General features: G+C 36.0%; 24 protein-coding genes and 1 riboswitch. Of the genes, 7 read left to right on the top strand and 17 right to left on the bottom strand.

Translation table 11 applies throughout. From position 1 onward, the window contains the following. Positions 1–72 precede the first annotated feature (72 nt). From MHI10_RS08850 to MHI10_RS08825, 6 genes are all read right to left on the bottom strand, one after another. A complete protein-coding gene (locus tag MHI10_RS08850) occupies positions 73–507 on the bottom strand; it encodes a MarR family winged helix-turn-helix transcriptional regulator (protein WP_340784742.1) in 435 nt (144 codons plus the stop codon). Positions 508–727: 220 nt separating this feature from the next. Then, positions 728–1660 (bottom strand): TRM11 family SAM-dependent methyltransferase, encoded by a 933-nt coding sequence (locus MHI10_RS08845; RefSeq protein ID WP_340784741.1) that lies wholly within the window; start codon positions 1658–1660, stop codon positions 728–730. Positions 1661–1662: 2 nt separating this feature from the next. Beyond that, positions 1663–2109 (bottom strand): protoporphyrinogen oxidase, encoded by a 447-nt coding sequence (locus MHI10_RS08840; RefSeq protein WP_340784739.1) that lies wholly within the window; start codon positions 2107–2109, stop codon positions 1663–1665. Positions 2110–2195: 86 nt separating this feature from the next. Then, the gene (locus tag MHI10_RS08835) at positions 2196–3671 is read right to left on the bottom strand and encodes an MFS transporter (RefSeq protein WP_340784737.1); all 1476 of its coding nucleotides are present in this window, start codon (positions 3669–3671) and stop codon (positions 2196–2198) included. A 126-nt stretch (positions 3672–3797) separates the two neighbouring features. After that, positions 3798–5036, bottom strand: coding sequence for a DNA polymerase IV (locus MHI10_RS08830; protein WP_340789189.1), 1239 nt, complete (start codon positions 5034–5036; stop codon positions 3798–3800). A 90-nt stretch (positions 5037–5126) separates the two neighbouring features. Next, positions 5127–6464, bottom strand: a complete 1338-nt coding sequence (locus tag MHI10_RS08825) for an amino acid permease (protein ID WP_340784735.1) — start codon at positions 6462–6464, stop codon at positions 5127–5129. A 184-nt stretch (positions 6465–6648) separates the two neighbouring features. After that, positions 6649–6727, bottom strand: a riboswitch (glycine riboswitch). A gap of 383 nt (positions 6728–7110) precedes the next feature. Between MHI10_RS08825 and MHI10_RS08820 the strand changes: the two genes are divergently transcribed. Further along, positions 7111–7560, top strand: coding sequence for an AraC family transcriptional regulator (locus MHI10_RS08820; protein WP_340784733.1), 450 nt, complete (start codon positions 7111–7113; stop codon positions 7558–7560). Between the two features lie 48 nt (positions 7561–7608). Here the strand turns inward: MHI10_RS08820 and MHI10_RS08815 are convergent, their stop codons facing one another. From MHI10_RS08815 to MHI10_RS08775, 9 genes are all read right to left on the bottom strand, one after another. Next, entirely contained in the window at positions 7609–8178 is a 570-nt protein-coding gene (locus tag MHI10_RS08815) for a GNAT family N-acetyltransferase (RefSeq protein ID WP_340784732.1), read from the bottom strand. A gap of 42 nt (positions 8179–8220) precedes the next feature. Then, positions 8221–8697, bottom strand: a complete 477-nt coding sequence (locus MHI10_RS08810; RefSeq protein ID WP_340784731.1) for a nucleoside 2-deoxyribosyltransferase — start codon at positions 8695–8697, stop codon at positions 8221–8223. Positions 8698–8716: 19 nt separating this feature from the next. Further along, positions 8717–9217, bottom strand: a complete 501-nt coding sequence (locus tag MHI10_RS08805) for a DUF1648 domain-containing protein (protein ID WP_340784730.1) — start codon at positions 9215–9217, stop codon at positions 8717–8719. Between the two features lie 120 nt (positions 9218–9337). Continuing rightward, a complete protein-coding gene (locus MHI10_RS08800) occupies positions 9338–9826 on the bottom strand; it encodes a chemotaxis protein CheW (protein ID WP_340784729.1) in 489 nt (162 codons plus the stop codon). Positions 9827–9837: 11 nt separating this feature from the next. Continuing rightward, positions 9838–10950, bottom strand: coding sequence for a M20/M25/M40 family metallo-hydrolase (locus MHI10_RS08795; RefSeq protein ID WP_340784728.1), 1113 nt, complete (start codon positions 10948–10950; stop codon positions 9838–9840). Positions 10951–10999: 49 nt separating this feature from the next. Beyond that, positions 11000–11980 carry a hypothetical protein gene (locus tag MHI10_RS08790; protein ID WP_340784727.1) on the bottom strand — a complete coding sequence of 327 codons (981 nt, stop codon included), beginning with the start codon at positions 11978–11980 and terminating at the stop codon, positions 11000–11002. A gap of 140 nt (positions 11981–12120) precedes the next feature. Further along, positions 12121–12906: a class I SAM-dependent methyltransferase gene (locus MHI10_RS08785; RefSeq protein ID WP_340784725.1), complete on the bottom strand. Its 786-nt coding sequence runs from the start codon at positions 12904–12906 to the stop codon at positions 12121–12123. After that, complete coding sequence (locus tag MHI10_RS08780) at positions 12894–13328, bottom strand: BrxA/BrxB family bacilliredoxin (RefSeq protein WP_340784724.1); 435 nt, start codon at positions 13326–13328, stop codon at positions 12894–12896. Before MHI10_RS08780 ends, MHI10_RS08785 begins: the two co-directional genes overlap by 13 nt. Before the next feature lie 350 nt (positions 13329–13678). Then, the gene (locus tag MHI10_RS08775; RefSeq protein WP_340784723.1) at positions 13679–14257 is read right to left on the bottom strand and encodes a hypothetical protein; all 579 of its coding nucleotides are present in this window, start codon (positions 14255–14257) and stop codon (positions 13679–13681) included. Positions 14258–15220: 963 nt separating this feature from the next. On the opposite strand from MHI10_RS08775, the gene MHI10_RS08770 reads away from it, so the two are divergent. The 6 genes from MHI10_RS08770 to MHI10_RS08745 all read left to right on the top strand — a co-directional run bounded on the left by MHI10_RS08770 (position 15221) and on the right by MHI10_RS08745 (position 19382). Further along, positions 15221–16276, top strand: a complete 1056-nt coding sequence (locus tag MHI10_RS08770; protein WP_340784722.1) for a DUF4236 domain-containing protein — start codon at positions 15221–15223, stop codon at positions 16274–16276. Continuing rightward, positions 16273–16896, top strand: coding sequence for an excalibur calcium-binding domain-containing protein (locus MHI10_RS08765; RefSeq protein WP_340784721.1), 624 nt, complete (start codon positions 16273–16275; stop codon positions 16894–16896). Before MHI10_RS08770 ends, MHI10_RS08765 begins: the two co-directional genes overlap by 4 nt. Before the next feature lie 165 nt (positions 16897–17061). Then, a complete protein-coding gene (locus MHI10_RS08760; protein ID WP_340784720.1) occupies positions 17062–17943 on the top strand; it encodes a hypothetical protein in 882 nt (293 codons plus the stop codon). 3 nt (positions 17944–17946) lie between these two features. Further along, positions 17947–18483: a hypothetical protein gene (locus MHI10_RS08755; protein WP_340784719.1), complete on the top strand. Its 537-nt coding sequence runs from the start codon at positions 17947–17949 to the stop codon at positions 18481–18483. 73 nt (positions 18484–18556) lie between these two features. Continuing rightward, entirely contained in the window at positions 18557–18856 is a 300-nt protein-coding gene (locus MHI10_RS08750; RefSeq protein WP_340784718.1) for an ImmA/IrrE family metallo-endopeptidase, read from the top strand. A gap of 256 nt (positions 18857–19112) precedes the next feature. Next, the gene (locus tag MHI10_RS08745) at positions 19113–19382 is read left to right on the top strand and encodes an Arm DNA-binding domain-containing protein (protein WP_340784717.1); all 270 of its coding nucleotides are present in this window, start codon (positions 19113–19115) and stop codon (positions 19380–19382) included. A gap of 312 nt (positions 19383–19694) precedes the next feature. Here the strand turns inward: MHI10_RS08745 and MHI10_RS08740 are convergent, their stop codons facing one another. Together MHI10_RS08740 and MHI10_RS08735 are read right to left on the bottom strand one after the other, a co-directional pair. Further along, positions 19695–19925 (bottom strand): hypothetical protein, encoded by a 231-nt coding sequence (locus MHI10_RS08740; protein ID WP_340784715.1) that lies wholly within the window; start codon positions 19923–19925, stop codon positions 19695–19697. Between the two features lie 203 nt (positions 19926–20128). After that, a complete protein-coding gene (locus tag MHI10_RS08735) occupies positions 20129–20491 on the bottom strand; it encodes a VOC family protein (RefSeq protein WP_340784714.1) in 363 nt (120 codons plus the stop codon). Between the last annotated feature and the right edge of the window lie 281 nt (positions 20492–20772).

Genomic DNA, 20772 nt, shown 5'->3' with positions numbered 1-20772 from the left:
AGTTCACTCGAAAATCTTCCTTTAAAAATCTGTGACATCCGCCGGGGCTTGACTTGATTCAGCTGAATCAAGTTAAAGACGTTCTGCATGAAGTCCGATTCGCTTTGTTAATATTGTAAACGTTTCAAGCTCTTCCTCCGTCAGTACGTCGAATACTTGTGCGACTTTTTTTTCATGTTTTGGAAAAATGCCTTCAATAAATGCTGTCCCCTCATCTGTGAGCGATGCAAAAGTTACCCGTCGATCACTAGGGCAAGCAAGTCTTTGGACAAATCCTCTTTTTTCGAGCTTATCTACGACATACGTAATGCTACTGCTAGCAATGAGTACTTTTTTACCAATTATTTGAATTGGTTGATCACCTTTATGATAAAGTAACTCCAATACGGCAAATTCCGTTAAATTCAAATCATTTGCTGTAATATCTTTTCGTGAAACTTCTTGCACAGTATTTGCTGCACGTAGCAATACGGTAAATGCTTTTAACTGCTTATGATAGTCACTCATCGGCAATCCTCCTTATCGTTACGAATTCATTTATCTTTAATTCGAGATAAATATACCATGTATAAAAAAGACTGTCAACACATTTGCCGAAAGTTATTTTGAATTTGAGATATTTATTTTCCTACTATTTATTTTAGCTCCTCTTCCACCCCATTAAACTAAAAAAGCAACCTACACATAATTTGTGTAAGTTGCTGTCTTCTTATTCATTACTATCAATTCATTCACATACAACGAGTTCGCGCTTAAAATTACCCTTTTGCACAATTGCACGGTCCATAATTGTTAAGCCGGCATTTGCTATTTTGTCGTCCATCGGTTCAATCGTCACGATGACTACTCTTTTAGCAATTCTTCTTGCATGCGTAATGATACTCTGTTGCAAATCACTTGATGCATGTGTAAATAAATTATACGGCATATCAATAATCGCCACATCATAACCATCTGATGCTTCTTCTATCGGACCAATTTGTACATTTGGTTCATAGCCAAAATGACGCAAATTAATCTCAGAGCCCCAAACAACGCGTTTATTAATATCTCGTCCTTCGATTGGAATACCCATGCTCATTGCTTCCACTAATACCGTTCCAATGCCGCAGCATGGATCGATAATACGAAGCCCTTCTGGAAACGGCGCCGCAATATTGACGAGTGCCCTTGCATCTCTTGTGCTCAGAGCAGTGGAATACATCTCTGGCTTTTGCATATGCTTTAGCCAAACCGATTCCCCGTGCACTAATTCACCGAAATAAAATGTATCTTCATATATAACAAGCCCAAATTCCACATCTGGCGCGTCTAAATTTGGTTCAGCCGAAATGGCTAACCCAATTTCTTTCATATATGCATTGCGGATTGGTCGTGCTATTTTTGGTTCAATCGCATCATCTTTATTATTTAAGCAACTGATTTTAAACGTCTTGTCCGTCAGTTCGATTGTCGATGCGAATGCAACTAACTCTTCAAGTGTTGTCGCCTCACACATAATATCCAAGCGCAAACGCATAAACGGACTGCGACTTGGCTCAATTTTTTGCTCACTTAAAAGGACATTGCCTTCCACATGGAAATTAAAAAATGTGCGCATTTCCAGTCGTGAAAGCTCGTACTCATCCTTTCGCCAAGCAAAACTATATAGATATTTCATACTTATAATTCAATCGTTTCTAATAATTGCGCAACAAATTGATAAAGCAGTTCATATACTTGTTGGATCGTTAATTGCTCATTGAATCCTTCTAAACAGTCCACCGCAACATTTAGCTCCCATAAACCTTCTTGCATAGAAAAAGAAGCACTGCTGCTGCCTAATGCAGATTTTACATTTTCTTTTAAGTAACGACGAATGGCATCACTATGTTTTTTTTGTACCTTTAAACCAAAAAGTGCCGTATATAAACGAAAGGCATCATCGAATTCAAGCGCCATTTCATCAATACGAATGTCTTGAAATTGCGTACTTTGCGCAAAAATAAACTCGCTTTGATTTTCTTTTAAATAGCTAATCGGTGTATTTATAAATGCTGCTTCTGCAACCGCAATTGTTTCTTCTGTTTCTTTACTACAACGTTCTACTACTTCTAAATTTAAAATCATCCTATTCTTCCTCTCTTACTTCCAATGGACACATGCGATTTGATGTATCTTACTATATAAATAAATCACTTTTTAAAAATTGCTCGTCAATCATTTACTTTTTTTCGCCAAGAAATAGAATCTTGCTTTGAGCGAATTGTAGAAACAATAATTACTGCACTAAATGAAAATAAAACGAGCCCTGTAAACAAAAATCCTGCTGTTCCGGTTAAATCTAGTGTTCCAAGCAAGAATGAACCTGCAACAACGCCCATGGAGAAAAAGGCATAAAAAAAGCCATATGCTTTCCCACGCGTTTCTTTTGTCGTAGATTCGACCAAAATGGAATTAATCGCTGGGAAGAAAAAGGCGAATCCCACTCCATAAAATGCAAGCGCGGCGTACAATGTTAAAGACGTTGTGGATTGCCCAATAATAACTTGGCTAGTTCCTAACACCGTCACACCAATGAGTAATGTATAGCTTGAGTTGAGATAATCAAAAATTCGGTTTGTTGGCAATAGGAACACTAATACCGCAACAATCCCAAAAACACTCAATAACGTACCGGACATACGCGAACTATATCCCAAATCTTCCACGTACATCGGCAATAAATAAGCTAAAACACCTTGTGAAAACATAAGGAAAAATGCGCCTCCATATGCTTTCATTAACCCATTATTCCATTGAAACTTGTCTTTTTTCTGTGAACTTGATTTTTTAGTGAGTGGCGTCTTCCGTAAAAATAAAAGCATCCCTATTAATGATAACAATCCATATAGGGCAACTAAACTTAACACATTTGGTACAGAAATTTTACTCGCTAAAATACCACTCGTAGCAGGACCAACAATTGCCGCGATTCCTACAAAGGAACCCGTAATCGCACTTCCGCTCCCCTGCTTTGAATTTGCCGTAGTGTTCGCTAATAACGTAAAAGCAGCTGGTGTTATAAAACCACTACTAAAGCCATGTATACAACGGACAATTAATAAAGTTGTCGTGTCATCAACAAATTGATACGCGAACAATGATAGAACAGACGCAATTAAGCCAAAAACAAGTATTTTAAAAGCCCCTATTTTGTCTGTAAAAACGCCAGAAAATATATTACCAAACGTATTCATAAAGGAATACATGCCTACAACAATTCCGGCGATAAATGTCGTCGCACCAATAGATAGCGCATATGTACTCATAACAGGTAGCTGTACAAATAGATCAAAAAATGAGAAGAAAATGATGACATACACAAGCCATTGCTTTGGAATTGGTTTAACTTGGAATTGTGGTTGCATTTTCTTTAATTTCAACTCATAAATGAAGTTACCAAACGGTATAAATGCAACAATAATGGCAGAAATGGACCAAATAATATTCCACCTAATGCGGATTTGAACAAGGGCGATTGCGATTATATATAAAACGAAAATCCCACCGTGTAAACTACCATTAATCGTGACGAAAATTGGCATATTTGCAAAATATTTAAGTGGCATGGCGATACATAATAGCGTAATAAGTGATACGCCATCTAATATTCCCATTATCCTTAAAAAACGTATCGGATGAATGTCCAACTCCTCCTCCATAGCAAAATCGTACATCTCATTATAGCATGGAGTAGGACAAGAAACCTATTTGAAACAATTATTCATCCGATAAATAGTCGATTCGTGTCTAAATATAGAAAAATTCAGTGCTCGTTATAAATCTTGCTTATGATCTTCCAAAAAGTCTTTACTGAAGCTTGTTTTAGAAGCATAACTTGATTTTTTTGCGCGTACTCCCCTTTGTAAACTCCCTTTCCCAAACTTCTTTTCGATTGACTGAACAAGTTCAACAATCGGTTCGTCTTTCGCATGCTGTTCAAAGTTAAATATATTCAATTGCTGCGTCGTTTCTGCTTGATCAACAACATTTGATACGGTAATCCCCACGAGCCTTACCGGAGTTTCATCCCAATTTTGGGTAAATAGTTTCCAAGCAATATCAAAAATCGCATCCGCATTTTGAAGCGCATTTCGAACCGATTTGCTCCGTGTTTGATTTTTCCATTCAAAATTACGAATTTGAATACTGACCGTTGTACCAACTAAATATTTCGCCTTTAAACGCTCTGCTACACTGCGACTTAATTTTTCAAACGTCTCTTTCAAAATGTAATATTCGGTTTCATCCCTTGGTAATGTCGTGGAATTGCCCACACTTTTCGTATCATAAATCGAATTGGGATCGACATTTCGCTCGTCTATCCCGTTCGCTCTATTTTTTAAGCGCACCCCATTCTTCCCTAATTTGTTTTGAAGCATCCGTTCATCCGCATTTGCCAAATCGCCTATTGTCAAAATCCCAAATGTTGCTAATTTTTTAGCAGTACTTTCCCCAATACCATGCATTTCAATCACTTTTTGCGGCCATAACAATTGTTGGATTTCACGCTTCCGCAGTACGGTAATTCCGAGTGGCTTTTTCATGTCCGATGCGGTTTTCGCTAAAAACTTATTCGGTGCAATGCCAATCGAACAAGGTAAATCTAGTTCAGTTATTATGCGTTGCTGGATTTCCTCAGCAATTTTCACAGGATGCTGTGTTTTCGAACGTTCGGTAACATCTAAGTAACCTTCATCAATCGAAACAGGTTCAACTAAATCTGTATAGCTTCGTAAAATCGTAAATATTGCCGCACTTGCGACCCGGTACTTAGCAAAATCGGGTGGTAATAATAGCAACTGTGGACATTTTCTCATTGCTTCTCCAACCGTCATTGTTGTATAAATCCCATGCGCCCTTGCCTCATATGAGCTCGTTACAATAATCCCTCGACGCTCTTTCACATTCCCTGCAATCGCAATCGGTTTTCCTTTTAAGCTCGGATCATGTGCTTGTTCAACAGACGCATAAAAACTATTCATATCCACATGAAAAATAACCCTTCCCGCCACTATTCCCACCGCCTTTTCCTCTATTTTAATATGAATTATAACTGGAATCAAAAAAATCCGAACTTCAGTCAGTGAAGTTCGGACTACTTGTTATTTTCTTTTCATTCGATAAAGCACGAATAGCAAAATAAACCAAAGCGGTGTGAGCATTAACGCTGTTCGAGTCGCTTCTGAAATCGCCATAATGACAAGTAAAAATGCGAAGAAAGCTAATACTAAATAGTTAATAAACGGTGTTAATGGTGCTTTAAAAGTAGAAGTTGCATGCAATTCTGGGTGACGTTTTTTATAAAGAATATGCGAAATTAAAATGATGCTCCATACCCAAATAAAACAAATCGCACTAATCGTCGTGACAATTCCAAAAGCATCCTCTGGCATGAAATAACTTAATAACGCTCCAATTGACACGACAACTGCTGAAAAAATTAAACCGTTTTGTGGCACACTTCTTTTATTTAAAGTACCGAATTTTTTTGAAGCTTGATTGTTCGAGCCAAGACTAAACAACATACGGCTCGTTGAAAATAAACCACTATTTCCGGCAGATGCTGCGGATGTTAATACAACAAAGTTAATTAATCCCGCTGCCACTGGAATGCCGACTAATGCAAACACTTGCACAAATGGCGAGCTTTCCGCACTTAATGTATTCCATGGATTGATCGTTAAAATGATGAATAACGCACCAACGTAAAATAATAAAATACGCAGTGGAATTTTATTAATCGCAGAAGGAATATTTTTTTGCGGATTCGCTGTTTCCGCTGCCGAAACACCGACTAATTCTACCCCAACGAAGGCAAATACGACCATTTGGAAGGCCATTAAGAAGCCAAATGCGCCATTCGGGAATAATCCACCATGTTCCCACAAATTCGATACGGCTACTTGACCTGTGTTTGTTTCAAATCCAATAATTAATAAAATAACGCCAATTACGATTAATGCTACAATCGTAATAATTTTAATGAGCGCAAACCAAAACTCTAACTCTCCGAAAAGTTTTACCGTTAATAAATTTAAACCTAGTAATACGACTAAACAAGCAATTGCTGGCACCCATTGCGGGATGTCAAACCAATACTGTGTGTACATGCCGACCGCAATAATGTCGGCCATTGCAGTCATGATCCAGCAAAACCAATACGTCCATCCTGTCACATAGCCTGCCCAATCCCCTATGTATTCTGTCGCAAATTCAGTGAAGGATTGATAGCCGCCTTTTGATAGTAATAATTCTCCTAATGCACGCATAACGAAAAATAGTGCAATGCCGACAATTAAATACGCCAAAATAATAGATGGCCCTGCTAATGCAATCGCTTTACCCGAGCCTAAAAATAACCCTGTCCCAATCGTTCCACCAATTGCGATCAATTGAACATGTCGATTTTTTAGTTCTCGTTTTAACTGTTGTTGTGCCAAGATGTTTTCCTCCGATATCATTATTTTGCTCCATATTTTTCGTATGGATCGAAATAATAGCGATGAGGTTCGCGGTGAATCATTTTTCCTGAAAAAAAGAGACTGATCCCTAAAATGGAATCAGTCTCTATAACTTAAGAATAAAAAATAACAACGTTTTTAAACACAAAAAAACGTCTACTATTATTACCCTTCTGTCCTTTTGCCTGAGATTGTGAACCCTTCGGCGACGCAATTGATGCGCTCTCTCCAGAAACTGCTCCCGTTTGTAGTTTTATCCACAACGATCTACGCAATGATACTTTATGCATTTGTATGCCTATTTGGTGTTGAAAATTTCCAACATCTAATAACTCGCGTCCAACACTATTATTGTACTATATCATATACTACCAACTAATTTATTGTATTACAATAGGAATTTTCAATAAGTACTAGTGATGGGTGTATTCAATAGCATATTTCTTACATTTTTATTAAATTCTATTCATAAGGAAGAGAATTATCGAATAAGAAATCCTTTCTAAATTTTATTATGCAGGGAAATAACCGGTAAATTATACCGGCACCTAATCCAATTTTTTAAAAAAGAGCTTGAAAAACATTTTATATCGTATTACCTTTTCTAGGAAGGGAGGAATAAAATATGCAATTAACTATTGAAGAATTACCTGAATCAAGGATTGCTTATTTCCGTAACGTTGGAGCGTACGGTGAAAAGCAAAATAAAGAATTAATGGAGTCATTTAAAAGATGGGCACAGTTGAATGGGTTATTTGAGAATTCTATAATTTTAGGTATCCCACAAGATAACCCAGAGGTGACCCCTAAAGCAGAATGTCGTTATGATGTTTGCGTTGTAATAGATAAAGTTTTTCAAGTGGAAGAACCTGCTCAAGTTGGTACTTTTGCTGGCGGGAAATATGCTATTTTCTTGCTTGACCATACAAAAGAGGCAGTTAGCGAATTTTGGGGCACTATCTTTTCTGAAATAGATAAAAATAATTTAGCCGTCAGAGAACAACCCATTATTGAAAGATATACTTCTACAATGATCGCTAACCATTTGTGTGAAATATTAGTCCCTGTACAGTAAAAAAATGGAAAAGGGCTGGTTGTACGCCCTTTTCCACTTTGATTTCCCTTATAAAAGCTCAGCCAAGAAACGTTTTTTCATTTCCGGCCATTCTTCAATTGTAATACTGTACATTACAGTATGGCGAATCGTGCCTTCTTTTCGAATCATATGGTTGCGTAAAATGCCCTCTTTTACGGCACCTAGACGCTCGATCGCTTTTTGCGAGCGGATATTTTCATGACCTGTTTTAATTTGAATGCGATTTAAACCAAGTTCTTCAAAACCATGTTGCAATAATAAAAATTTGCAGTTTGTATTTATGTTTGAACGCCAATATGCAGGTGTGAGCCAAGTAGAGCCGATTTCGAGGCATTTATGTGCCATTGAAATATCCATAAAAGTAGTCGAACCAATTACTTCATTTGTTTGTGCATCAATAATGACGAATTGAAAATCGGTTTTCGCTTCTCGCTTTTTTATACCGTCTTCTACATATTGAACAACACTTTCCAGGTCAAATAATGTTACCGACAAATGCTCCCAAATTTCAGGAAACTGCGCTGTTTTATATATTCCGTCAATATGCTCAGTGTTAATTGGTACTAATTTCACAACTTCATTTTCTAAGACTTTCATCTACTTTTCCCCACCTTTAACGTTTAGTTTTAAAACTCCCATTCAAACATGTAACTTTATTTCTTCCACTACTTCTTCCATTGTTGTAACAATTTTACCGTTTCGCTTAATGAGTCCCACAACGAATAAATTGCGGTAAATAAATTGATTTTCTGTGCCGTCTTCAATTAACGCTTCAATTTTTTTCGTATTTGTACGTCCCATTTGGCGCACATCTGAAAACAGCGCAATAATTGGTCGATTTAATGCAGAAAATGCACCGATTTCTGCTGCTACACCTGAGTCAATTTCAATGCCATCAATAACAGCAATTAATACATCACTTACTTGCAAGCTTGCTAAATCCGCCTCTGCAATCGCTAAACTATTGGCATAACTATTTTTATCATTAATCGCCGCATTTTCTTGTGGCACATACAATTCAATCGTTGGCACAGCTTCACGTATTTTCGCTGCCAACACCTCATTGACGTAACGATCTCCTATTGAAAATAAACCATTTGCTAAATATGCTTTCATTTTTATTACTCCATTTCAATTATTTAATTTTTGAACTAACAATTATTTTCCATATCATGACGGCAAACAACGCGACAAGTATGAGTGCAAATGAAATGCCTAGTGAAGTATCGTCACCTAAAGAAATGCTGATACTTTCATAAACAAGTAAGGCAAATAACAGATTTACAATGTTTTTCATATAGTTTAACATTTGCCGACTATTTAAGTAAAAGGCGTGGACATTCGCATCACATAGCCTTTCCGGGTAATTATGGACATGTGGATACCGTTCAATAAGCTCCATGAAAAACGTTACCACAATCGCGATAACTGGCAAAATGAGAAGTTCATATTTTGACCCCCAGCGATCCACTTCTCCAACTGCATTGAAATGTGCAGGTACTTCCGCTGGTAATGAAAACCATTTCAATAGCAAGTAAACAATCATTGCAACAAGTGATACGTACCCAATGACGTTCGCTGCACGTTCTGAAGTTGATTTCTCGATTTGTAAAACTGGTCGATAATATGTATTCATTAACACCATCCTTCCCAAATATACGAGTCGCGGTGCTATAAAGTTCCAATTATTTGGTTAACTATTCAACTTGAAAAAACGCACATCATTTTTCGATATGCGTTTTTTTGCCTAGCCCTTTTATATTGAAGTTTCTTCTGTTTCATTTTCAAGCATTTTGTGTAAGTATTGAACAATTTCACGAATACCTTCTAGTGAATTGACTAAAATATTGGGATCAATGCAAGAAATCATGCGGTCTTCTAAATTCGCAACCGCTGTAAAATATTTCGTTTTCTCATAATTCACCAATCCCATTTGCTTAATCAGTTCTGGCGCAATATTTAAAATTTCTCTCGCATCTGAAACATATAAACCATAATTCACAAGCTCGGTATTTAAAATGATGACACGGGCAATATCTCCCGACGTCGAACGATTGTATAAAATTCGTTGTAAATCAATTACTGGAATTAGCTCTCCGCGATTTCTCGAGAAGCCTAATAAATAGCTCGGTAAATGCGGAATCGGTGTAACACGCTCCAACTTTTCAATCGACACAACTTGCTCAATTGGCACTGCATATTCTTCGTTTCCACATGCAAACACGACCGCTTGTTCAAAATTCATGTTGCCACCTCCTACTTTGTTGTTTGTTTCACAACTTCCACTAATAAATCAGCTAATTTTTCTAACTCTTCAACTGGCATTCTTTCATTTGTCGTATGAATTTCCTCATAGCCTACTGATAAATTAACAGTTGGAATACCGAACCCCGCGATTACATTGGCATCGCTACCGCCACCAGAAATACCTAGTAATGGCGTACGGTCTACTGCTTCAACCGCAGCCATCGCAATTTGAACGACTTTATCTTGTTCCGTCACGCGGAAACCTGGGTACATTAATTTTACTTCAACCTCGGCACGACCGCCATTTTCCTGTGCAATTCGCTCAAATGTTTCTTTCATATGAGCCGTTTGCACGTTTAATTTGGCTTCGTCGATTGAACGCGCTTCAGCAAGGATATTCACTTCATCACAAACGATATTTGTCGCTTGTCCACCTTCAAAACGCCCAATATTTGCAGTCGTTTCTTCATCTAAACGCCCTAATTTCATTTGCGCAACTGCTTTGGCAGCAAGTGTAATCGCAGAAATCCCTTTTTCTGGTGCAACACCAGCGTGAGCCGTTTTACCGATTATTTTTGCCATTACTTTTGCTTGGAATGGTGCCGCTACAACGATACCGCCCACTTTTCCATCACTATCAACGGCGAAACCATATTTTGCATTAATCAGTGTTGGGTCCAATTCTTTTGCACCAACTAAGCCACTTTCTTCACCAGCAGTAATAATGAATTGAATCGTCCCATGTGCAATATTTTGTTCTTTTAAACGACGTGCCATTTCAAATAAAGCCGCCACCCCTGCTTTATCATCTGCACCTAAAATCGTCGTGCCATCCGAATAAATATAGCCATCTTCACGAATTTCAGGCTTAATCCCTTTGCCCGGCACGACCGTATCCATATGTACTGTAAAGTAAATCGGATCAATTGCCTGATCACCATGCAATGTTGCAATAATATTTCCTGCACCATGACCTGTGCGCGTATGTGAATCATCTTGGAAAACGTCAAAGCCCATTTCAGTCAGCTTTTCTACTAATACAGGTGCAATAATTTCCTCATGTTTTGTTTCAGAATCAATTTGTACTAATTCTAAAAATTCATTAACTAAACGACTATTCATCTCGAAACACTCCCCTTTATTAAAACTAGCTATCCCTTATTTTACGCCGCTATTTTTGAAAAAACAATGCTTGTTCATCGGATTCGTAAATGGCTTGCTTTTGTGTCAAAATTTCCTGTTGCTTCTCCAATGTAGTATCTAGCTTTATTTGAAGTTGCTGCAATGTATTATTAACATCGTCTTGCACGCGTGAGATTTGATTCATGGATGTAGAAATTTTCGAATGGATTGACCATGCCGAGAAAATATCATCAAAGAAATAGTCTGCAAATTTCACAAAACCATCCGTATCGATATTTAACGTATCATGTTTCATTTGCTGAACATCCAATAATTCATTATGGAAGCGCTGCAACGAAATTTGCGCTTTGTGAATCGCGCTATTAGATTCATCCAACTTGTCATGTTTCAAAGCGGTCGCAATAAACCCACCACCGAAAAATGTGTCCCAAGTTGAATAGGAACTTGCAGTTTTTAATGAATTTGCAGCATCGGCTAAAGCACGTAATGCATTTTTTCCCGCATCATTTGCTTCATGAATTTCAATTAATAATTGCTTTAATAGCAGTTCACTTTCGATTAGCTTCGTTAATTCTTTCGCAACATGTGAGGCATGCTGCATAAGCCAATATTCTCGCTTTCGTTCTAGTTTTTGAAGCTCTTGCGCGACGTAATCCTCATTGACCGCATTTATTTTATGCATAAGATCAACCAAATCATCTTGTAAATCCTCATGCGTTAACTGCGCTTCAATAAATTTCAACTCGCTGACTGCCACGACATCAAGGCGCTGTTCAATCAGCTCATCTTTTTTGCCAGACCATTCACGGAATAAATTAAGTATCGAAGTTTTTTCTAATTTTTGAAGCTCTTTCTTCGCCGCTATTAATTCCGTTTCATAATGCTTTATTTCGCGCTTTGTATTTTGAATTAATCGTTCAAGCGTCGTTTGTTGCTTCTTCCATTTATCGACGTTCAGTAATTGCAATCGGTAATTTTCAGCTTGCTGTTGTAATTGCTGCCATTCCATAAAAAACGCCCCCTTATAATACTAGTGTAATATGATTTGCTAGTGATTGTCTAAGGGGAACTTTGGGAAATTTTGATTCTTCAAACATAATCTGCATGTATAAAAAAATACTCGCTCCAACTACAAGAGCAAGTACCGTTTTATTTCTCCCAAACGCCGTAATGAAATTTAGCTGTTAACCGAATATCTCGTTCAAAATCGTATTGCTCAAAAAAGGCTGATTTATAATGGGCTTTTAATACAACACGTTTTTTCGCAACTCGTTTAGCCTCGCGAATCCACTGTGCATCGAGTGCGATATGGCTCCCCGCATGGCGCAAAGCTTCAAAATTTGTTGATTCTTCTATGATTTCCTCAAACATTGGATCCAAATAAACAACATCAAAGCTATCATCTGGCTGCTGTTGTAAAAAATCCACAGCTTTCGTATGAACAACTTCAATTTGACGCATGCATTCCGTTAATGGAAGCTCCGTTGTATCATACGTTTTCATGCCATTTTGAACAATGAATGCAATATTTTGATCCGCTTCAAGGCCAATTACTCGTCCCTTTGCCCCGACAGCAAAAGCCGCAACCATACTGTCCGAACCAATGCCAAGTGTACAATCTAAAAATGAATCGCCGCGCTGTAATTGACATGCTTTCAATAAAGGTTCTTCCTCACCGCGCGCCACCCGTTTCAAACGAAAAGCGGCAGAGTTCGGATGAAAAAAGAATGGCGAATCAGCACCATATGCATAATATTCATATCGATTTTTACCTGCGATTATTACATTAGCTGCATATTCATTCATCAGCTTAGAAACCGAACGCTTTTTCCGTGGAACAACTTGTGCATTTAAAGCTTTGCTTGCTGTATTGACAAGTTGTAAAGACAGTTCATCCGGTCTTCCAGCTGTTGTAACAATGGTTACTCCGCACATACTTGCTTTAAAACATCTGTTAAATGCTCACGAATTTGTTCCATTGGGAAACCTTCAATTTGTTCACGTGGAATGAAATAAGCTAATTGCCCGTCTTTCAAAATAGCCATTGAAGGTGAGCTTGCTGGCACTTCATCAAAATAACCACGCATCGCAACTGTTGCTTCTGGATCTTGACCTGCAAAAACCGTCACTAAATGATCCGGCTTAATTTCCGCAACTGCCTCACGCGCTGCCGGGCGAGCTAAGCCCGCTGCACATCCACATACCGAGTTGATGACAACTAAAGAAGTCCCCTTCGTCTCCGCCATAAATTCATGCACACTATCCGCAGTTGTTAATTGTGTAAATCCTGAGTTTTCTAGTTCATCGCGCATTGGCTGTGTTACTTGTCTCATATATTCATCATAAGCATTTGTCATTTTTCATAACCTCTTTCTTTTTCATATGTATTCACAAAGCCTAGTATAGCAGGGTATTTGGTGGTTGTACAAAGATTGGATTTTCGTAGGGTTTCGGATTGTTTCAGGATTTATGTTACCTTTGTGTTACCTTTTTGGTTTTTGGAAAAATGAGGTTTCCAAAAACGCAACGGGTGCGTTTTTCTACTTTTAAAATAAAAATAAACCCATCTCCATGAAGGAAACGGGCTTTGAATTTAATATTAATACTTAATTATCGATGAATGATATATAATTTCAATCATGCTTACAGTTAATGATTGCATTAAATGACAGACTACAATTGATAGTGCTTTTTAATCTATATTATTTTATTGATTTAAATCATCCGGATAAACAATAGTATCTATCGTTTCCCCTGATGTTTTATCTTTAATGATAATAGTAGCTTTTACTTTATCCTCTTTCACACCATTAAACGTCTGATAGTAAAGTCCAGATATGGCTAAACCCATGGCCGCAAAACCATCAAAACTATTTTCAAACTTCTCTTTGTCAACAACCATTGTAAACTCTGTAAAATCCTTGTTAGAAGTAACATCCTCAATTGAAGCAAAATCCTCGCTTGATTTAGTTTCTTCTATTCCTTCTAATACGCTAACTTTCATTTCTTCCAGCAATTCTTTATGTTTCGCCTTTGACATTTTAAAAGTAAATGAGCCATCGTCATTGCTAATTACCTCATTTACACCGTCTTCTTTGGCATCCGAGATAACTTCATCTGCATCTTGCCCTTCAAACATCGTAGCAGGTAATGTAATTTCTACGCTAAGCAAGCCTTTATCTACTTCTAGTTTATCGCCCTTCGTATCTTTTTCATCGTCATTCCCACATGCTGCAACAAATGTGCTTAACAACATAATAATTGTCACTAATAAATACCTTTTCAACTTATTTTCCCCCAATAATGAATATCAAATATGTTTGCGAGAATATTCTATCATATCAAGGAGGGCTTATCCATTTAATTTCCATCGATATGGAGCTTTTACATTACTGTCTATCTAATTTTAGAATTACAATTTAATATAGATACGCAATAAGCCAAATAGTTGCTATGAATGTCATGGCTGCGTTAACTGCCGCTAAACCCATCGTCACGTTTACACACCCTCTAAATTCTTGTCTTGTTCCTACTGTATACTCAAGATTAATTGCAGTTGCTTTATTCTTACCTTGTAAGTCTTTTAAATTACGGTGGATACTATCAATCGTTTCGTTAGCATCCTAGAAATTGAATGGTAATTCACCAGGGTTTTCTACATCATTGATGTATTGTTAAACGGAATTCGCCAAAATAGTTCCCCTACCTTTTCCTGATGAGATCTGTAAGTATTCATATTTTTTCCAAGTATTCGTATCCCAATTCCGGTTTGAGCAAGGTGCTTTCAACAATCTCAGCAACCTGTTTTACGTTAAATTATTACTTTTCCTAATATCCTTTAACCACCAACATCCAATTACCCCCAATATATATGACATATTTCGTGTATTTAAGAGCTTTTATTCACTACTCATTAAGTGTATAATTAACAATTATATAAGTATTTTGCGTAATATTGTCTTTTTACTAGTACTATACAATTTTTTCGCCTCATAATTTAATGAATAAAGGCAACCGATTTATACTCAAGGTGAAAATGATGAAAAAGTGTTTCTAGACTTCGCCAACAACACTCCCCTGCAAATTTGGTAGAAAAAGTTACCAAAATCGAAAGAGGGAGATTTTGAAAAGTAGTGAAAAGTAACTTAATGATGTGCAAGGTATGCATTGGCATGCCTTCTTTTCTATGTATAGATGTAAATTTTTTGTACTTTTAAGTGAAAATACAACTAATAATGAGGTGCGAACAATGGGCTTTCGATTTAGAAAAAGCGTTAAGCTTGCTCCAGGAGTAAAGGTTAACTTCGGTAAAAAAGGTGCTAGCGTTACGGTAGGCAATAAATATGCTAGAACAACAATCGGAAAAGGTAGAAGAACAAATTCTGTTTCACTTCCTGGCACCGGTATTTCTTATTCTACGCAAACAACAAAACGGAAAAAACGACCGCAAAGGGTTGCTTACGAATCTACGAATAATATAGATGCTAATATCTCACAAAATATACAAGAGGTCGAAAAACACAATGCTTACATCAATATGCTAACTTCTGTTCATTTGGAAGTAGAGGATAATGTTGATTGGCATGCAATTGCCGGTGAAGATCTATCATACTTGTTAAATGAAGGTCCTAATGTAAAATCAGTTTTGGACGAGGCTGCTAATTATAAACCCACTTGGCGTGACAAGCTATTTAATCGTGTTAATGCTAGGAAAATGATGATTGAAGAAAAGTTACCCGAGGCTAGAGAATTCGATATGGCTCTTCATCAGAAAAAAGGAAGATTAAAAGACATTGCTTCGGGCATTTTAAATGGTGACAGTAAAATGTGGACAAATGCTTTAATTGAATATGCACCATTTGAGGATATCGAAGATTTTGGATGTAAATTGAACTTTAATATTCAAAACAATGAACTGATTGTGAATTTTACAGTCGGAAATAAAGAAGTTGTTCCAATAGATACATTAAATCTTACAGCAACAAATAAAGTATCTAGGAAAAAAATGAGTGCAACTAATTATTTAGCACTTTATCAGGATTATGTTTGCAGCTGCGTCATTCGTATTGCTAGAGAAGTATTTGCCATCATACCTATTGATACTGTACTTATCCATGTTTACGATTTCAGCCAAGCCGAACCATTACCAAAAATGGGCTGTATACTTTCAACACGCGTAAATCGAATGGACATAGAGAATTTACAATTTGAAGATATAGATTGCTCTGATACGATCGAAACTTTCGAACATAATATGAAGTACCTTAAAACAAAAGGTTTCAAGCTTGTGGAGGAATTAAAATGAAGGGTTGTTTAACGGTAATTTTAGCTATAATTGCACTGGTAATAGTAATACAATACCCCTTAGTAATAATAGGAATTATTTTAATTGTATGGGGAATACGTGAGTACAAGATTAATAAACAACTTAAAGCAAAATCAAATTTGATACCAATTATCATCATATTTGGATGTGTTTTATCTATTTCCGGATGTACACTAGCTGTTAAAGAAGCAGAAGAACAAAAGCAGATAGAATTAAAAGAAAAGGAAGAAGCTAAACGCCAACTAGAATTGAAAAAGCAACAAGAAGAGTTAGAGCGTCAGAAAGAACTGGAAAGACAAGAAGAACTAGAACGTCAAAAAGAATTAGAAAAACAAGCAGAACTAGAACGCCAAAAGGAATTAGAGAAACAAGCAGAACTAGAGCGTCAAAAAGAATTAGAGAAACAAGCAGAACTAGAGCGCCAGAAAGAATTAGAAAGACAAGCCGAACAAAAGCGTCAAGAGCCTGTTGTTGAACGAGAATATTTCAGCAATTGCAAAGAAATGAACGCAGTATATCCAAAAGGTGTACCAGAAGGCCACCCTGCTTATGCTTCAGCACGTGACCGCGATAATGATGGATGGGCATGTGAGAGATAATAGCCTGTAATTAATTAGGGCATGCAATTATTGTATGTCCTAAAAAGTAGTTTCGTTGTGGTATTTATACTCAACTTTACGCAAAGTAATTTGTTAACTATGAAATAACATGATTTATTTAAATATATAAATGATATTAGATTAAATTTGTTGGGGGTTTGTAAGTTGCGTCAAAAAAAATATTATTTAGCAAAAATCAGTATTAGTGAAAATATTTTCTCGTCTGTAGAAGATAGATATAGCATTATAAATACATATATTCCAAATGCAATTCTAAACAAAGAATCCGTAATTGATTACGATAAATACGACTTTAGAATAACCGATACAAATAAATATTCACTGAGTGGTTCTAATTACATCTCAGGTAATCTTACTAGATCTACGAAAATGACTGCAACTATTTTAGAAGGAAATCAAACGCGTGAAAAGACTTTTGAAGATGTTAAAGCAATTCCAGTTGATTTTTTTTATAATATAGAAAAAGAGGTTGTTGCATATCGGACATGTACTGAAATAGATTCTGAAAAATTCATAGAAAACTTTAGAAAAATTATTGAAATTGATGCCAGAGTTGGTGATATAAAAGTTATCCCATATACTTCTGTTAATAGTATTCGTGATTTTTTCAAAGAATTGGATGTTGTTACAGATATAAACTTCAATCTAATTAAACCTAATAATCCCGGATCTAAAGAATATTATGATTTCGAAAGAATTATTAATGATAATAATTTGAAGCAATTGGACATTAATATGTCTAATGCAAAGGGCATAAAATATAAAAAAGAGGAAACAGGGGAGTTTACAGATTCTATTGAAAGTGGTATATCATTAACAGAAAGTGCTTATGGTACAGTTGAGGTAAAAGGTTACATCGAATCTGAAGTTCCAGGCAAACGGAAAAATAGGAATAAAAAGAAGAAAAAATATAAATCAGCTACTTCTGCAAAGTTTCCTCGGTTTTTAAAAACCAGAGATAGTGATAAAGTCAGTATACTGGGAAAAGTACATGAAGAAATCAAGAGAATTTTCGGGGAGGTGTAAACATTGAGAAAAGGAATGGAGTCAAAATATAAAGAAACTACATTTTTTGGTATGTTTAGAATTAGTGGGCCAAAATTAGTTTTTAACTTCACTCTTTTAAACTCTTTGTTATTAATTGGTTTCATTCATTATATTTTTAGCGGCTTTGAGCTAACTGATTTCAACGTCTACACACCTGAAATAGCAAAAGACTTGTATAATAGAATTTCTGGAATGAGTGCATCAATATTTGGGATAGTTATAGCTGCTTTAGCAGTATCAATGACTATTTTTAATCAAAAAGTATTAGAACCATTGGAGAAAACCAGGCTATTGCACAAGTTTTTATTCCCTTTTTGGTATTTAGTAGTATTATGGGGATGTGTAATTATAATCTCAACAGTTGCTCCCTATTTGTATGAATTAGGCAATATACAACCTATTTATTTAACTTATCTTTTTTTGTTTGAATTATGGTTATTCATTTATGCCATGTTTTTCGCTATCAAATTAACAGGATTACTCATTCGATTATTCTTACAAAATGCAAGAGTATTATAAACCCTACCTCTAAATAGTAGGGTTTTATTGTACACCAAAAAGAACATACATTCCTAACAAGGTGGTTATACTTATGAAGGTTAATAGTCATTTAGAAGATTTCATCCATAAACTCTATCAACTAATTGATATCCAAAAGCCCTTGCAGTTAAACATTAAGACCATTCCAAACGCTATGGACATAAAAGTATTCTACTGGGAACGAACCAGTGAAGCTATTTTATACAATAATATGACTGCTATTTTTATAGACAGTCACCTTAGCAATCAATTACAATGGCAAGATTTTTGCCATGAACTGTGTCATCCATTGCTGCATACTGGGGATCAATTTAACATGCCTCCCCTATTCCGTGAATATCAGGAGGTTTAAAGCCAATAATTTTATGTACCATGCCTGCATGCCTACATTTATGCTGAATCAATTGGAATTTATGGATTGTACTTCTCAAACGATTCATCGTGTACGGCAACTGTTCAATGTTGAGTATGAATTTGCTCACATTCGTTTAGAGAAATACATAAGCAATAAATACTACGTTCCATATTAGAACAGCTATTCGATTAAATATGTAATACATTATAAGGACATTTAGAAACAACTAGTGATATGCATGAGGTGATGTATTATGTTTTGCGAAAAAATCGAAAAAAATATGTGGCGATGTATTGGAGAGGGTCCTCGTAATCCAACTACTGGAAAGCGAAGACAAGTTACTAGAAGAGGTAAAACTAAAAAAGAAGCTGAAAGGAAGATTTTGGACCGTATCGCTGCCCTTCAGAAGCAGCACTCATTTTCAAGTGATGTATGTTTCGCTGAATTCGCTGGTAGCTGGCTGTCTTTATACGAATTAAAAGGCAATAAAGTATTAATAAACTTTTATAACTATAACCTTTAATTGAATCCTTGCAGCATTAATGACATTTAATCTTTCGCTCGTCGTATCTCGAAATACTCGTTGATTTGTAGATAGATTTTTAAAATTAGCCGACATTGCTCAGACACTCCCTCTAAAAAAATTCGTCACCCCTTCATTACAGAACAAACATTCCTATTTAAGCAATAAAGAAATCCCATCATTTTGTATAGAATCAGTGATTTTCTTTGAATAGTACCCAACCATTCTTTAAGGGGTGTACCACTAGTTGGCTTTCGATTAAGTTCACAGCATAATTAAAGCCCTCCACATTTTTCAGTGGAAGGCTTCATATTAAGATGGGCTTGCTGCTACTTTCGCTTTTTCTGTAACGATTAATTTATATCCGGCAACATATTTACTATCAAATTTAGTAATTTCCGTATCATTATTTGATTTCGTATAAATAAAAGCACTTTTTAATTGTAGTTCTGCATACGATACAGCCTCTTCGACAGAGTTCGAATTAAAATGGTGTTCGCCTATTTCATTTCCATTGCTACTTAGATATTTAATAATAATCAAATATTCACTTCCTTTTATTCACTAATTTCAAAAAGGATGGATTCACCTCTAATTAATTTTCTACCATAAAATTAACGACGGTCGAATAACAGCCTTTTGATACATTTTTGAAAATCAATTTCCGAATCACTTAGGCATTCCCAACGAATAAAGCCCACAAATCATTAACTAAACTAATTCACCTGGTACTTAAATAAAGAGTCTTAAATTTCTTTAATAAACTCCACTCTGTTACCAAAAGGATCTCTAAACTCAAAACGTTCAAAATTAGGAATTGGAACTGAATCCAATATTTTTATATTGTTTTCCACTAATACACTTTTCCAATAGGATACATCTTCAACCTGATATGCTAAGTGACCTTTTGTTGATAATCTATCAAAGCCATCTTCTGTTCCCACATGCACTTCTTTATCGCCAACTCGTAGCCAAAATCCCCCTCTACCTTGAAGTGATACTGGCTTTTCAATTTCTTCTAATCCTAATAAATTGCAATAAAAATTCTTACATTCCTCTTCAGCACCTTTTGGAATCGTTATCTGTGCGTGATGTAATCCAAGAATCATGTATATCCCCCCTAATTAGTAAATAAAATACATCCTTACAACTACTAATTCGTTGTTTGGACAACAATCCCTTCTTCATTAAGCCATCCCTTTATGAGTTGTTTGAGCAGTCACAAGTATTACTGCTGGTCCTGAAATTATAAAGAGAGGAATACTATTATAATGAAGGAACTCAAGGTAGCAATCGTAAATACTTTTCATCTTCTATTAGTATATTTTTTCACATTTCGAATGTTAGAAGTAAGTATTTAGGTTTTAGTTTGCATTAAGCTTAAACACAT

It is taken from the genome of Solibacillus sp. FSL K6-1523, from assembly GCF_038005225.1.
Lineage (GTDB): Bacteria > Bacillota > Bacilli > Bacillales_A > Planococcaceae > Solibacillus.
The sequence above is the reverse complement of the archived record's forward strand: the minus strand, read 5'-3'. Positions and strand labels throughout refer to the sequence as shown.